The sequence below is a fragment of the Neorhizobium huautlense genome (genome assembly GCF_030811685.1).
Classification (GTDB): domain Bacteria; phylum Pseudomonadota; class Alphaproteobacteria; order Rhizobiales; family Rhizobiaceae; genus Neorhizobium; species Neorhizobium huautlense_A.
The window spans coordinates 74318-87964 of record NZ_JAUSRF010000024.1 but is presented as its reverse complement, the minus strand read 5'-3'; the positions used below and the strand labels follow the sequence as shown (position 1 = coordinate 87964).

The 13647-nt window shown below is 60.4% G+C and carries 14 protein-coding genes, 1 tRNA gene and 1 riboswitch; of the genes, 5 read left to right on the top strand and 10 right to left on the bottom strand.

All coding sequences use genetic code 11. The features are described 5' to 3' along the window. Nucleotides 1-113 precede the first annotated feature (113 nt). Nucleotides 114-187 (bottom strand) — tRNA-Gly (locus J2T09_RS25190). 59 nt (nucleotides 188-246) lie between these two features. Then, complete coding sequence (locus J2T09_RS25185; RefSeq protein WP_306839829.1) at nucleotides 247-1338, bottom strand: 2'-deoxycytidine 5'-triphosphate deaminase; 1092 nt, start codon at nucleotides 1336-1338, stop codon at nucleotides 247-249. A gap of 78 nt (nucleotides 1339-1416) precedes the next feature. After that, a riboswitch (SAM riboswitch) is annotated at nucleotides 1417-1495 on the top strand. Nucleotides 1496-1541: 46 nt separating this feature from the next. Between J2T09_RS25185 and J2T09_RS25180 the strand changes: the two genes are divergently transcribed. Both J2T09_RS25180 and apaG read left to right on the top strand, forming a co-directional pair. Next, entirely contained in the window at nucleotides 1542-2738 is a 1197-nt protein-coding gene (locus J2T09_RS25180; RefSeq protein ID WP_306839828.1) for an O-succinylhomoserine sulfhydrylase, read from the top strand. A 152-nt stretch (nucleotides 2739-2890) separates the two neighbouring features. Further along, entirely contained in the window at nucleotides 2891-3283 is a 393-nt protein-coding gene (gene apaG, locus J2T09_RS25175; protein WP_306839827.1) for a Co2+/Mg2+ efflux protein ApaG, read from the top strand. A 68-nt stretch (nucleotides 3284-3351) separates the two neighbouring features. Here the strand turns inward: apaG and J2T09_RS25170 are convergent, their stop codons facing one another. The 3 genes from J2T09_RS25170 to J2T09_RS25160 form a co-directional block, all read right to left on the bottom strand. Next, complete coding sequence (locus J2T09_RS25170) at nucleotides 3352-4341, bottom strand: Hsp33 family molecular chaperone (protein WP_306839826.1); 990 nt, start codon at nucleotides 4339-4341, stop codon at nucleotides 3352-3354. 200 nt (nucleotides 4342-4541) lie between these two features. Next, complete coding sequence (gene argF, locus J2T09_RS25165; RefSeq protein ID WP_306839825.1) at nucleotides 4542-5459, bottom strand: ornithine carbamoyltransferase; 918 nt, start codon at nucleotides 5457-5459, stop codon at nucleotides 4542-4544. A 52-nt stretch (nucleotides 5460-5511) separates the two neighbouring features. Then, entirely contained in the window at nucleotides 5512-6708 is a 1197-nt protein-coding gene (locus J2T09_RS25160) for an aspartate aminotransferase family protein (RefSeq protein ID WP_306839824.1), read from the bottom strand. 35 nt (nucleotides 6709-6743) lie between these two features. Here J2T09_RS25160 and J2T09_RS25155 point away from each other — a divergent pair, with 35 nt between their 5' ends. The 3 genes from J2T09_RS25155 to J2T09_RS25145 all read left to right on the top strand — a co-directional run bounded on the left by J2T09_RS25155 (nucleotide 6744) and on the right by J2T09_RS25145 (nucleotide 8339). Beyond that, entirely contained in the window at nucleotides 6744-6995 is a 252-nt protein-coding gene (locus J2T09_RS25155) for a hypothetical protein (protein WP_306839822.1), read from the top strand. A 131-nt stretch (nucleotides 6996-7126) separates the two neighbouring features. Then, nucleotides 7127-7678 carry a GcrA family cell cycle regulator gene (locus J2T09_RS25150; protein ID WP_306839820.1) on the top strand — a complete coding sequence of 184 codons (552 nt, stop codon included), beginning with the start codon at nucleotides 7127-7129 and terminating at the stop codon, nucleotides 7676-7678. Nucleotides 7679-7895: 217 nt separating this feature from the next. Continuing rightward, the gene (locus J2T09_RS25145) at nucleotides 7896-8339 is read left to right on the top strand and encodes a PACE efflux transporter (protein WP_306839818.1); all 444 of its coding nucleotides are present in this window, start codon (nucleotides 7896-7898) and stop codon (nucleotides 8337-8339) included. 73 nt (nucleotides 8340-8412) lie between these two features. Here J2T09_RS25145 and phoB read toward each other — a convergent pair whose 3' ends face one another. From phoB to pstC, 5 genes are read right to left on the bottom strand one after another with little or no spacing between them, the layout of a single operon-like run. Continuing rightward, entirely contained in the window at nucleotides 8413-9096 is a 684-nt protein-coding gene (gene phoB, locus J2T09_RS25140; protein ID WP_306839816.1) for a phosphate regulon transcriptional regulator PhoB, read from the bottom strand. A gap of 25 nt (nucleotides 9097-9121) precedes the next feature. Next, entirely contained in the window at nucleotides 9122-9835 is a 714-nt protein-coding gene (gene phoU / locus J2T09_RS25135; RefSeq protein ID WP_306839814.1) for a phosphate signaling complex protein PhoU, read from the bottom strand. Between the two features lie 52 nt (nucleotides 9836-9887). Next, nucleotides 9888-10703 carry a phosphate ABC transporter ATP-binding protein PstB gene (pstB, locus tag J2T09_RS25130; protein ID WP_306839812.1) on the bottom strand — a complete coding sequence of 272 codons (816 nt, stop codon included), beginning with the start codon at nucleotides 10701-10703 and terminating at the stop codon, nucleotides 9888-9890. A gap of 13 nt (nucleotides 10704-10716) precedes the next feature. Then, a complete protein-coding gene (gene pstA / locus J2T09_RS25125) occupies nucleotides 10717-12033 on the bottom strand; it encodes a phosphate ABC transporter permease PstA (protein WP_306839810.1) in 1317 nt (438 codons plus the stop codon). Then, a complete protein-coding gene (gene pstC / locus J2T09_RS25120; RefSeq protein ID WP_306839807.1) occupies nucleotides 12030-13517 on the bottom strand; it encodes a phosphate ABC transporter permease subunit PstC in 1488 nt (495 codons plus the stop codon). The genes pstA and pstC overlap by 4 nt, the downstream gene beginning before the upstream one ends. Nucleotides 13518-13647: the final 130 nt, after the last annotated feature.

Here is a 13647-nt window from a genome sequence, read left to right as displayed (position 1 = left end):
GTGGTCTTGGCGCTGCCATGAAGAAATTGGCCCATAGAGTGTCCCTCTGTGATCGCGACAATAATACGCCATCACACTGTGGGACTAAACACCTAAGCGACTGAAAAAGCGGCTGGAGCGGGTGAAGGGAATCGAACCCTCGTATTCAGCTTGGGAAGCTGCTGCTCTACCATTGAGCTACACCCGCTTGAGGCCCGCAGATTTCCAACAGAAGGGGCGGACTGTCAAGCGGCATTGCCGCGACATTCAGCTACGAAAATGTTTCGACAGCTTTAGCCCTTGCGCCTGATAGTTCGAGCCGAGGCCCGAACCGTACAAGCCTTCCGGCGCGTCCAGCATGTGTTCATAGACCAGGCGACCAACGATCTGGGCATCTTCGAGGATGAACGGCACTTCGTGGCTGCGCACTTCCAGAACGGCGCGGCTGCCGCGGCCGCCGGCTGCCTCGTGGCCGAAGCCGGGATCGAAGAAACCGGCGTAATGCACGCGGAATTCGCCGACCAGCGGATCGAAAGGCGTCATTTCAGCGGCGTAAAGCGGCGGCACATGCACGGCTTCGCGCGAAACGAGGATGTAGAACTCGTCCGGATCGAGGATCAGTTCGTTGCGACCACGGCTGTAAAGCGGCTCCCAGAAATCGAAGATGTCGTGCTGGGCCTTCTTGTCGACATCGACCACCGCCGTGTGATGTTTGCCGCGATAACCGATCAGACCTTGTCCGTCGCCGGCGAGATCGATCGACAGCGCGATGCCGCCACCCGATACGTTCGGCTGCTGCGAGGCGACCAGTGTTTCGTCATTGTGCAGCTTCAGCAGTTCCGGTTCACCCAGAAGCGCGTTGCCGATGCGGAAACGGATCTGCGACAGGCGCGAACCCTGACGCACCACGATCGGAAAGGTGCGCGGCGAAATTTCCAGATAGAGCGGACCGGAATAACCGGCCGGGATCTTGTCGAATTCCTGCGCGTAATCGGTGATGACACGGGTGAAGATATCGAGGCGGCCGGTCGAGCTTTTCGGATTGGCTGAAGCCGACATGTCGGCCGGCAGATCGAGGCGCTCCATCAGCGGCACGATATAAACGCAGCCGGTTTCCAGAACGGCACCTTGCGAGAGATCGACGACATGCAGTTTCAGGCGATCGAGCTTGTCGGACACAAGGCTGTTCGGCCCCGGCATGAATGACGCGCGCACGCGAAAGGCTTTGGTGCCGAGGCGCAGGTCGAGGCTTGCCGGCTGGATCTGGTCGCTATCGAGCGGACGCTCGGTGACCAGACGCCCCGTATCGAACAGCGCCGCAATGGCGCGGTCGGCCAGAATTCCCGTCGTCCTGATCATCTCATAAAAGTCCCTGTATCGATGGGCGACAAAACCAAATCAAAACCATTGACGCAAGCAGGGGTGAGGCGTAAGCCAGATTTATCCCGTGGTGATTTGGCCGGTCGGCTTGCAGCCACGTTAAACAAGTGGCTAAAAAGACCGGGTTGAAAACCGGTCTGCTTTTGCGGCCGGTTTTTTTGTATCACGAAGGTGGTCAGTACATGAGCAAAACTCCGAACAAGAATTGGCGCCCTGCAACGACACTCGTGCATGGCGGAACGCTGCGCTCGCAATACGGCGAGATGTCGGAAGCGATCTATCTGACGCAGGGCTTTACCTACGACAGTTCAGAAGCCGCGGAAGCACGCTTCAAGGGCGAGGAAGAGGGTTATATCTACGCCCGCTACGGCAGCCCCACCAACGACATGTTCGAGAAGCGCATGTGCGCACTGGAAGGCGCAGAGGAAGCCCGCGCGACGGCTTCCGGCATGGCCGCCATCACGGCAGCGCTTCTGTGCCAGTTAAAGGCCGGCGACCATATCGTTGCCGCCCGCGCCCTGTTCGGTTCGTGCCGCTGGGTGGTCGAGACGCTGGCGCCGCGTTACGGCATCGAATGCACGCTGGTCGATGGACGCCATCTCGAAAACTGGGAAAAGGCGATCAAGCCGAACACCAAGGTTTTCTTCCTTGAAAGCCCGACCAACCCGACGCTCGAAGTCATCGACATTGCCGGCGTGGCTGCCCTTGCCGATCAGATCGGTGCGCGCGTCGTGGTCGACAACGTGTTCGCCACGCCGCTTTTCCAGAAGCCGCTGGAACTCGGCGCGCATGTGGTCGTTTATTCCGCCACCAAACATATCGACGGTCAGGGCCGCAGCCTTGCCGGCGTCATCCTTTCCGACAAGGAATGGGTGACCGAGCATCTGCAGGATTATTACCGCCACACCGGCCCGGCCATGTCGCCGTTCACCGCATGGACGCTGATCAAGGGGCTCGAAACCCTGCCGATCCGTGTGAAGCAGCAGACGGAAAATGCCGGCCGTATCGCCGATTTCCTGGCGGAAAGCGACAAGGTCGCCAAGGTCATCTATCCGGGCCGCAAGGACCATCCGCAGGCAGACATCATCGCCAAGCAGATGACCGGCGGCTCGACGCTGGTGGCGTTCGAACTCAAGGGCGGCAAGGAAGCGGCGTTCAAGCTGCAGAACGCCATGGAGGTCGTGACGATTTCCAACAATCTCGGCGATACCCGCTCGATCATCACCCATCCGGCGACGACGACGCACAAGAACCTCAGCGACGAAGCCCGTACCGAACTCGGCATTTCGGCCGGCACGGTGCGCTTCTCCGCCGGCATCGAGGATCCGGAAGACCTGATCGAGGATTTCGCGCAGGCTCTCGCGAAAATTTCCGCGTAAATATCATATTTGACGCAAATAGCTGCCATTTACCATGGCAGTTATCCCTAATATATGGAATCCCGGCCGCAAAAGCCCTTTGCGGCCGGGATTTCTTGACGTGAGCCACACTCTATACGATACCGATAGTATCAGTATGAGGTGTATCGGGCATGTATAGTGCGCGAACGAAAGATATCGAAGTCGAAGTAGAGCCGTATTATCTGGAGGAGCAATCCGATCCGGACGAGAGCCGCTATGTCTGGGGATATCGCATCGTTATTTCAAACCATTCTTCCAAGCCGGTGCGGCTCGTGCAGCGCTACTGGCACATTACCGATGAGAACGGACTGGTCGACGAGGTAGAAGGCCTTGGCGTGGTCGGAGAACAGCCGCACCTGAAACCCGGCGACAGTTACGAATATTCCTCCGGCTGCCCGTTGGACACGCCTTCGGGCATGATGTTCGGTCACTACCAGATGGAAACCGATGACGGCGAGACGATGATCGTCGACATCCCGGCGTTTTCGCTGGATTCACCGGGACAGCTGCGGATTTTGAACTGAGCCGCGTTGATCGTCATGAAAAAAGCCGGCTGCGATGCCGGCTTTTCCATTTGTACGCCTGCCACCAATCAGGCCGCAGCGAATTCCGCCACGTCATAGCGATAGGTGGTCGAGCAGAACTCGCAAGAGACGGCGATCTGGCCGTTTTCTTGGCTGGCCTCAATCTCCTCAGCCGTGAAACCAGAGAGCACGCCCTTGATCTTGTCGCGCGAGCAGCTGCAGCGGTCGAACACCTGCTGCGGCTCATAGATCCTGACACCGCGCTCGTGAAAAAGGCGGTAGAGCAGCCGTTCGATGCCGACCTGCGGGTCGGTCAACTCGTCCGTATCGACCGTCTCAACGAGCATGCGGGCTTCCGACCATGCATCGTCACCGGCATGGGCCTCCTCACGCTCGTCGCCATCACCGCCATGCAGGTCCGGCTGGCGCATGCGCTCGGGCGCCTGCGGCAGGAACTGCGCGACGATGCCGCCGGCCCGCCAGTTGTGGCGCGGCTTGCCGTCATCATCGCGGTCGAGCAGTTCGGCGACCCCGAGGCGTACCTTGGTGGGGATCTGTTCCGACTGGCGGAAATAGACACCGGCAATCTCTTCCAGCGTGGAGCCATCGAGCGGCACGATGCCCTGATAGGGCTGCATGCCCATGCCCTGATCGATGGTGAAGGCGAGAATGCCCTCGCCCAGCAATTCCTGCGGCGCCGTCTTGCCGGCCTCGACGGCAGCGGCAAGCGCGTCCTCGTCATACCGGGCATAAGCGCGCAGGGCATCAGGTGTCGAGAAGTCGGCAACCAGCAGATCGACCGGACCATCACCCTTGGTCTGCACCGTGAACTTGCCGGAGAATTTGAGCGAGGTCCCGAGCAGCGCGGTGAGCACCAGCGATTCAGCCAGCAGGCGTGCGACCGGCGCCGGATAATCATGACGGGCAAGGATGGTGTTCAACATCGGCCCGAGCTGAACCGCACGGCCGCGCACATCCAGACCTTCGACCTGAAAGGGTACGACGCGATCATCACCGGCAAGGCTGAGATCGTTCAGTTCAACGGTTGCTTCTGCCATTTTCCGCTCCTTCTGCGCCGGTCTGTCCCATCAATCTGACATATGCCCCCGCCAAGCGGAACCGCTGGCCGGGCAAAAGACGACGCTCATATATGTTGAAACGCCGGCGCAGCCATGCCGCCCGGCGTATTGGAAGTGCAAGAGGTGGTGTGGGCCGCAGCCGAATTCAAGCCGGCGCCCTTATCCTCAAAGATCAGACCTCAGACGGCGCCAAAGCACCAGGCAAGGATCGACTTCTGCGCGTGCAGGCGGTTTTCCGCCTCGTCGAAAACGACCGACTGCGGGCCGTCGATGACGGCGTCGGTGACTTCCTCGCCGCGATGGGCCGGCAGGCAGTGCATGAACAGCGCGTCGTCCTTGGCTTTGCTCATCAACGCATCATTGACCTGATAGGGCTGGAAGATGTTGTGGCCGCGCGCCTTGTGCTCCTGGTTCATCGACACCCAGGTATCGGTCACCACCATGTCGACGCCTGCCACCGCCTGTTCGGCATCATGGTAGAGCTTGACGTCGCCGCCATTGTTGCGCGCCCAGTTCATGAACTTGTCGTGCGGCTCGGAACCCATCGGAACGGCCATGTTCATCGTGTAGCCGAACCGGGCGGCACCTTCGACGAAGGAATGCAGCACGTTGTTGCCGTCACCGGTCCAGGCAAAGGTCTTGCCTTCGACGGAGCCGCGATGCTCCTCGAACGTCATCAGGTCGGCCATGATCTGGCAGGGATGCGTGTCGTCGGTCAAAGCGTTGATGACCGGCACGGTGGCGTGTTCGGCAAGCTCGATCAGGCGCCTGTGATCGGTGGTGCGGATCATGATCGCATCGACATAACGCGACAGCACCTTGGCGGTGTCACCGATGGTTTCGGCGCGGCCGAGCTGCATTTCCGTGCCGGACAGGAACAGCGTTTCGCCGCCAAGCTGGCGCATGCCGACATCGAAGGAAACGCGCGTGCGGGTGGACGGCTTTTCAAAGATCATGGCCAGCATCTTGCCGGCCAGCGGCTTGTCCGCGGTGCCCGCCTTGGTGGCGGCCTTCCGGACCTTGGCGTCATCAAGGATCGTGCGCAGATCCTGCTTCGAGACTTCGGACAGATCCAGAAAATGCTTGGGAGATGCCATTTCAAATATTCCCTTCACGAGGGAACCCGAAACGGCGTCCCCTCCCTGCCCCTCAGGCGGTTTTTTTCAACTGTTCAGCGGTGAGTGCTTCCGCCGCGCGTTCGATACGGGCCAGACCTTCGCGGGCCTCTTCGGCGGTGACAACCAGCGGCGGCAGCAGGCGCACGACATTGTCGCCAGCCGGCACGGCCAGCATCTTTTCGTTGCGCAGGCCGGTCACGAGATCGCCGGCCGGGATTTTTGCCTTGATGCCGAGCAGCAGCCCCTCGCCGCGAATATCCTCGATCACGTCCGGGAAACGATCCTTCAGTGCCGCCAGCCCCTGGCGGAAGACCAGCGCGACATCACGGACGTTTTCGAGGAAACCGTCAGCAAGAACGATATCGAGCACGGCATTACCGCAGGCCATGGCCAGCGGATTGCCGCCATAGGTCGTACCATGGATGCCGGGCTTCATGCCGGAGGCGGCCTCTGCCGTTGCAAGGCAGGCGCCGAACGGAAAACCGCCGCCGATGCCCTTGGCGATCGCCATGATATCAGGGGTGATGCCCAGCCACTCGTGCGCAAAAAACTTACCCGTACGGCCGACGCCGGTCTGAACCTCGTCGAGGATCAGCAGCAGGCCCTTTTCATCGCAGATGCGGCGCAGCTCGCGCATGAATTCCTTCGGAACGGACCGTACGCCGCCCTCGCCCTGGATCGGCTCGATCAGCAGGGCGCCGGTGTTTTCGTTGATGGCAGCATTGAGCGCCTCGAGATCACCGAACGGCACCTGATCGAAACCCTGAGCCTTGGGGCCGAAACCTTCCATGTACTTTTCCTGGCCACCGGCAGCGATCGTCGCGATCGTGCGGCCGTGGAAGGCACCTTCGAAGGTGATGATGTGGAATTTTTCCGGATTGCCCTTGGAATAGTGGTAACGGCGCGCCGTCTTGATGGCGCATTCCAGCGCTTCCGCACCCGAATTGGTGAAGAACACCTTGTCTGCAAACGTCGCCTCCGTCAGCCGACGGGCGAGGCGCTCCTGCTCGGGGATCTCGTAAAGGTTGGACAGGTGCCAGACTTTTTCGGCCTGCGACTTCAGCGCTTCGACCAGGTGCGGATTGGAATGACCGCAGGAGGTGACCGCGACGCCCGCGCCAAAATCGAGATATCGCTCGCCGCGTTCCGTCACAAGCCAAACGCCTTCGCCGCGCTCGAAGCGCAGCGGAGCCCGGGCAAACGTGTCGAAAAGCGCGGCTTCAGCCATGGCGACATTCACTCCTTGAAACTGGTGGAAACCAGATGGCGACCCGTGTCGCCGAAATTAAAAATGCCGCCTGGACAGGCGGCGTGGGCACTATCGGCATTTCCCTGTGTGCTGTCAACAAAACTGCTTTCAATGCCTTGAAAACAACTCTATTGCGCGCGACCGTCACTCGCCCGGAAGCTGTGACATATATGACTCTCAAGGGCAGCAAGTTGGGGAAAACACGGAAATCGATTCGCAGTGATTCGCCCGACTCTTGCCACGGAGTCAGCCCCACACTAGGTTAATCGTCAATTACTAGGCTGCATGCGGCGGAACTAGTCACCAAAAGTATAGATGTAGTATTTTCTGGCGGATTCCTTCGCCGGAGCGGTGACCGATTCAAGCCACGTTCAGCACCTCACGGCGGAGAGATAGCATGAACTGGACTGACGAGCGGGTCGAGCGACTGACGAAATTATGGGCTGAAGGCCTGAGCGCCAGCCAGATCGCGGCGCAACTTGGAGGCGTAAGCCGTAACGCGGTGATTGGCAAAGTCCATCGCCTCAACCTGCCTGGCCGAGCGAAGGCCGGTGGTGCCACCAGCGCGACACCGCGCCCGGCGGCAAAGCGCGTAGCGTCTTCGGCGCCGCGTCCGCAGAGCAATTTTGCGGCACGTCCGCAGACCCGTACCGTACAGCGCCCGGTCGGCGCCACCATGGTGCGCGAAGAGATGGAAATGGACGACGCGCAGGAAGTCGCCGTCTACAAGCCGGCTGGCAACATCGTTGTTCCGATCAACCGCAAGCTGGCGCTGACGGAACTGACAGAGCGCACCTGCAAGTGGCCGATGGGCGACCCGCTGAAGGACGATTTCCACTTCTGCGGCGCTGAATCCCCGGACAATTCGCCTTACTGCAAATACCACGGCCGCATGGCCTACCAGCCGGTCAACGAGCGCCGCAACAAGGCGGTTGCCCGCGCCTCTTGATCCGGCAGGCACACACGAGGACGAGATCGAAAAGCGGGTTTTGCGACCCGCTTTTTTTGTGGCCGAAAATCCGGCATTTGCCCATCTGCAAGGCAGGTTTGCGACAAGGCCACTTGCCAATAGATGGGCAAACACTTAATTACGGCTCGCGAGGACGACCTCCCCCGTATTGGGCATAAACACCGGGACGGCCCGGCCAAAACCCAAGGGGTTGACCATGCGCACAGTGCGCGACCGTATTCGCCATGCCATCAGCTTTGAAGTCATCGGGCTTGCGCTTTTCACGCCGCTCGCATCCTTCGTGTTCCATCTTCCGGTCGAACATGTCGGCGTCGTCGGCATTGTTTCAGCCACACTCGCGACGGCCTGGAATTACGTCTACAATCTCGGCTTCGACCATCTGATGCAGAAATTTCGCGGCACCACGCTGAAGACGATGCCGCTGCGTATTGCCCATACCGTGCTGTTTGAGCTTGGCCTTTTGATCGCGCTCCTGCCCTTCATCGCCTGGTATCTCGGCGTGACGATCTGGCAGGCACTGGTGATGGATATCTCGTTCGCCACCTTCTACCTGATCTACGCGTTTTTCTTCAACATGGCCTATGACAGGATCTTTCCGCTGCCGGAATGGAGCCAGACGACACAGGCTCCAGCAGAGTAAACACTTGCAGAATGACAAATGGCCCGGACGCAAACGCATCCGGGCCATTCTCATTCCGATCCGATGAAACCGATCAGGCTTCCATGGAATATCCAGCGCCGCGAACGGTGCGGATGACATCCTGCATGTTGGAAAAGTTCAGCGCCTTGCGCAGGCGGCCGACATGCACGTCGACGGTGCGCTCGTCCACATAGATATCGTGACCCCAGACGCCATCCAGCAGCTGCGAGCGCGAAAAGACGCGGCCCGGAGACACCATGAGGAATTCCAGAAGACGGAATTCGGTCGGGCCGAGGCGCACTTCGCGGGTCTTGCGGTGAACGCGATGAGTCTCGCGATCCAGCTCGATATCGCCGCATTTAAGAACGCTCGACAACACTTCTGGCTTGGCACGGCGCAACATCGCCTTGACGCGGGCCATCAGTTCCGGCGTGGAGAACGGCTTGACGACGTAATCGTCGGCGCCGGTCGCCAGACCCCGAACACGTTCGCTTTCCTCGCCACGCGCCGTCAACATGATGATCGGCAGACGCTCGGTCTCCGGCCGCATGCGCAGGCGACGGCACAGTTCGATGCCGGAAACCCCCGGCAGCATCCAGTCGAGGATGAGAAGGTCAGGAACGCGTTCCTGAAGTCGGATTTCGGCCTCGTCACCGCGCAGAACGGTTTCGACTTCATATCCTTCGGCTTCGAGATTGTAGCGAAGAAGCACGCTCAGTGCTTCTTCGTCTTCAACGACCGCGATCTTGGGTAGCATGTTCTGGTCTACTCCGTTTCACCCGTCACTCGGCGGGCGCACCAACCGTGTTTGCCGTATCGTCCTTCGGACGTTCGCCTTCGAGCTGGGCGCCGGTCTTGATGTAATAGATGGTCTCGGCGATGTTGGTGGCGTGGTCGCCGATACGCTCGATGTTCTTGGCGCAGAACAGAAGATGCGTGCACGAGGTGATGTTGCGCGGATCTTCCATCATGTAGGTCAGAAGCTCGCGGAACAGCGACGTGTACATCGCGTCGATTTCCTCGTCGCGAGCGCGGATGATTTCCGCCTTCTCGGCCGAACGGCTGGCAAACACGTCGAGAACGTCCTTGAGCTGCACGAGAGCCAGTTCGGAGAGATGCTCAAGGCCACGGGCCAGCTTGCGCGGAACGCCGGTGCCCTGCACGGCGATGACGCGCTTGGCAGTGTTCTTGCCCAGATCGCCGACGCGCTCGAGGTCGGCGGCGATACGCAACGTGCCGATGATTTCGCGAAGGTCGGCTGCCATCGGCTGGCGCTTGGCGATGGTGACGATCGCCTTGTCCTGGATTTCGCGCTCGGCGTGGTCGAGGATCACGTCATCCGAAATGATTTTTTGGGCAAGCGCGGTGTCGGAATTGACCAGAGCACGTACGGCATCGCCGCACATCTGCTCTGCCAGACCGCCCATCTCGGAAATGCGGCGGTTCAGGTATTTCAGTTCTTCGTCGTAGGCCGAAAGAATATGGGTCGAAGCCATTTTTCTAATCCTTGATGTCTTAAACTCTGGCAAATCGGGTCAAAGACCCGGATCAGCCGAAGCGGCCCATGATGTAATCCTGCGTGCGCTGGTCATCAGGGTTGGTGAACATCTTGTCGGTGTCGTTTTCCTCGACCAGCTGGCCAAGGTGGAACATGGCCGTGCGCTGCGAAACGCGGGCCGCCTGCTGCATGGAGTGCGTGACGATGACGATCGTGTAGTTGGCGCGCAGTTCGTGGATGAGTTCCTCGACCTTTGCGGTTGCGATCGGGTCAAGCGCCGAACAGGGTTCGTCCATCAGGATGACTTCCGGCGAAACGGCAACCGCGCGTGCAATGCACAGACGCTGCTGCTGACCACCGGAAAGGCCGGTGCCGCCTTCATGCAGGCGATCCTTGACTTCCGTCCAGAGACCTGCGCGCTGCAGGCTGGCCTCGACGATCTGGTCGAGATCGGCCTTGTTGCGGGCCAGACCGTGGATGCGCGGACCGTAGGCGATGTTTTCGTAGATCGACTTCGGGAACGGGTTCGGCTTCTGGAACACCATGCCGACGCGGGCGCGCAGTTCCACGACGTCGATTTCCTTGTCGTAGATATCATCGCCGTCGAGGGTGATCTTGCCGGTGACGCGGCAGCCCTCGATCGTGTCGTTCATGCGGTTCAACGTGCGCAGGAAGGTCGACTTGCCGCAGCCCGACGGGCCGATAAGGGCAGTGACCGTGTTTTCGCGAACGTTGAGGTTGACGTCGAACAGGGCGCGCTTCTCGCCGTAATAGACGGATACGTCGTTGCCGATCATCTTGTAGGTCATGTCATTCATTTTCTTGTCCAGCGCCTTTTCCACTGCTGCTTCAGACATCATGTTCATAACAGAGCTCCTTCTACCAGCGCCGTTCGAAGCGGCGGCGCAACAGGATTGCACCGACATTCATGACAATGAGGAACAGGAGCAGGATGATGATCGCTCCCGAGGTTCTTTCGACGAAGGCGCGTTCCGCCTCGTTGGCCCACATGTAGATCTGCACCGGCAGGGCCGTGGACGGATCCATGGGGGTGGTCGGATAGTTGGCGACGAAGGCGACCATGCCGATCAGGAGAAGCGGCGCGGTTTCGCCGAGCGCGTGCGCCAGGCCGATGATGGTGCCGGTGAGAATGCCCGGCATGGCAAGCGGCAGAACGTGATGGAAGATGGTCTGCATCTTCGAGGCGCCGAGGCCGAGGGCCGCCGCGCGGATCGACGGTGGTACCGCCTTCAGGGCCGCGCGGGTGGCGATGATGATGGTCGGCAGCGTCATCAGCGTCAGGACCAGACCGCCGACCAGCGAGGCCGAACGCGGCAGTTCCATGAAGTTGATGAAGACGGCAAGACCGAGCAGACCGTAAACGATCGACGGCACGGCCGCGAGGTTGTTGATGTTCACCTCGATCAGGTCGGTGAGCCTGTTCTTCGGAGCGAACTCCTCGAGATAGATCGAGGCGGCAACACCGATCGGCAGCGACAGCACGAGCACGATCAGCATCATGTAGAACGAACCGATCAGCGCGACACCGACGCCGGCTGCTTCCGGACGGCTGGAATTGCCGTTGACGAAAATACCGGTGTTGAAATGTTTGCCGAGCGCGCCGGCTTCCACCAGCTGGTTCATCCAGCCGACCTGCCGGTCGGAAATCTTGCGGTTCTGCTCGGTGACAGAGAGGTCGATCTGGCCCTTGAAGGCGCTGTCGATATCACCGGCGGCGAGCAAGGACACCGTCTGCGTGGTGCCGATGATCTGCGGATTGGCAAGGACCATGTCGCGCAACTGACCGCGAACACCGTTCGAAATCATCTGGTTGACGGCGCGCAGGCCGGCGGTGTCGTTTTCGGCAACGCCAAGCGCCTTGGCCACCGCATTGCGGGCGACGATCGGGTAGTTCGCCGTCATCAGCTTCTGCGGATCGGTGGCACGCTCGTTATCCTTGTCGATGATCTGCTCGGAAAACTCGACCGGAACGGTGATCATCGTCTGCTGGAAGGCCGTGTAACCCTTCGAAACGACCGACCACAGCAGCAGAGCAAGGAACAGAAGGCCGAAGGACAGCGCGGCAATGCCATAGGCGCGAAAACGGCGCTCTGCACGGTAACGGCGCTTAATGCCGATATCGCGGCGGGCGGGCTTGTCGATCACGCCGGCGGGGGAGGAAACCACGTCGGTCATTCGTACTGCTCCCGGTATTTGCGCACAATGAAGAGCGCGTAGATGTTGAGGCAAAGCGTGATGGCAAACAGCGTGATGCCGAGTGCGAAGGCAACCAGCGTCTGCGGCGAGGTGAATTCAAGGTCGCCCGTCAGCTGGCTGACGATCTTGACGGTCACGGTCGTCATCGGCTCGAACGGATTGAGCTGCATGCGGGCGGCAACACCGGCGGCAAGCACCACGATCATGGTTTCGCCGATGGCGCGCGAGGCGGTCATCAGAAGCGCGCCGACAACACCCGGCAGAGCTGCCGGCATGACGACCTTCTTGATGGTTTCCGACTTGGTGGCGCCCAGACCGAGCGAACCGTCACGCAGCGCGCGGGGGACTGCGGTGATGATATCGTCCGACAGCGAGGAGACGTAAGGGATCAGCATGATGCCCATGACGAAACCGGCGGTCAGAACGCTCTGTGCCTGGATGAAGTTGACATATTCGCCGGTGGCAAGGCCGTGAAGCTGCGCCGAGATATCACGCAGGAACGGACCGACCGAAGTGAGCGCGAAGAAGCCGTAGACGATGGTCGGGATGCCGGCGAGAACTTCCAGCAGCGGCTTGGCGATCGAGCGCACGCGCGGCGAGGCGTATTCCGACATGTAGATGGCGGAGAACAGGCCGACCGGAACGGCGACGAGCATGGCAACGAAGCCGATATAGAGCGTGCCGGCGAGAAGCGGGATGAGACCGAACTGACCATCCGAAGCAGCGCCTGCACCCGCAGCCGCAAAGCGCGGATCCCAGACGGTACCGAAGAAGAATTCCCAGGCCGGGACGCGGCCGAAGAAGTGACCGGCTTCCGTCAGCATCGACATGACGATGCCGATCGTGGTGACGATGGCGATCGACGATGCGAGGACCAGCGCGGAAAGGATGACCTTTTCAACGCGGTTACGGGCGCGGAAACGCGGTGCGATGCGAACATAGGAGAGGCCGGCACCGGCCAGCGCCACCATCAGCACGATCGCGGTCATGACGCGATTGCTGATCTTCTGCATGGCATTCAGATCACCGGCGGACGCAACCATCCAAGGTTCCGGATCGCCAGCCAGCGGCACGCCCTTGGCGCCCAGCGCCGAGCGCAGTTCGGCAGGGTTGGCGCCGACGGCATCGATTTCCTCGAGCGTCAGTACATCCATGCCGCGCGCCAGCGAATTGACCATGCCGAAGCTGAGGCCCTGCTGCGCTTCCGACTGGGCCTTCACCTCTGCGGGAAAACCGTCATGGATGGTGGAATTGATATAAAGGGGGCTGGCAACCAGCCAGACCACCAGAACAGCCGCAGCCGGCACGATGGCGCAGATGGCGACAAAAGCGCCATAATAGCCCTGCCGTGAATGCAGCCTGAAGGACAATCCGCCGGCAATGGCCAAGGCGCGCCGTGTCCCGACGACGTAACAGACGATCGCGAAGATCGCCAGTACCAACAAAATCAATGGTGTGCTCATCACAATCCCCCGGCCTACCGCCATCGGCGGCACGCTTACCGCACAATTCCAACCATCGGAACCGATTTATTCGCGGTTACACAACGCAGTCATCACTGCGGGTCCGCTCCAAGACCGCCCCTGATCGGGC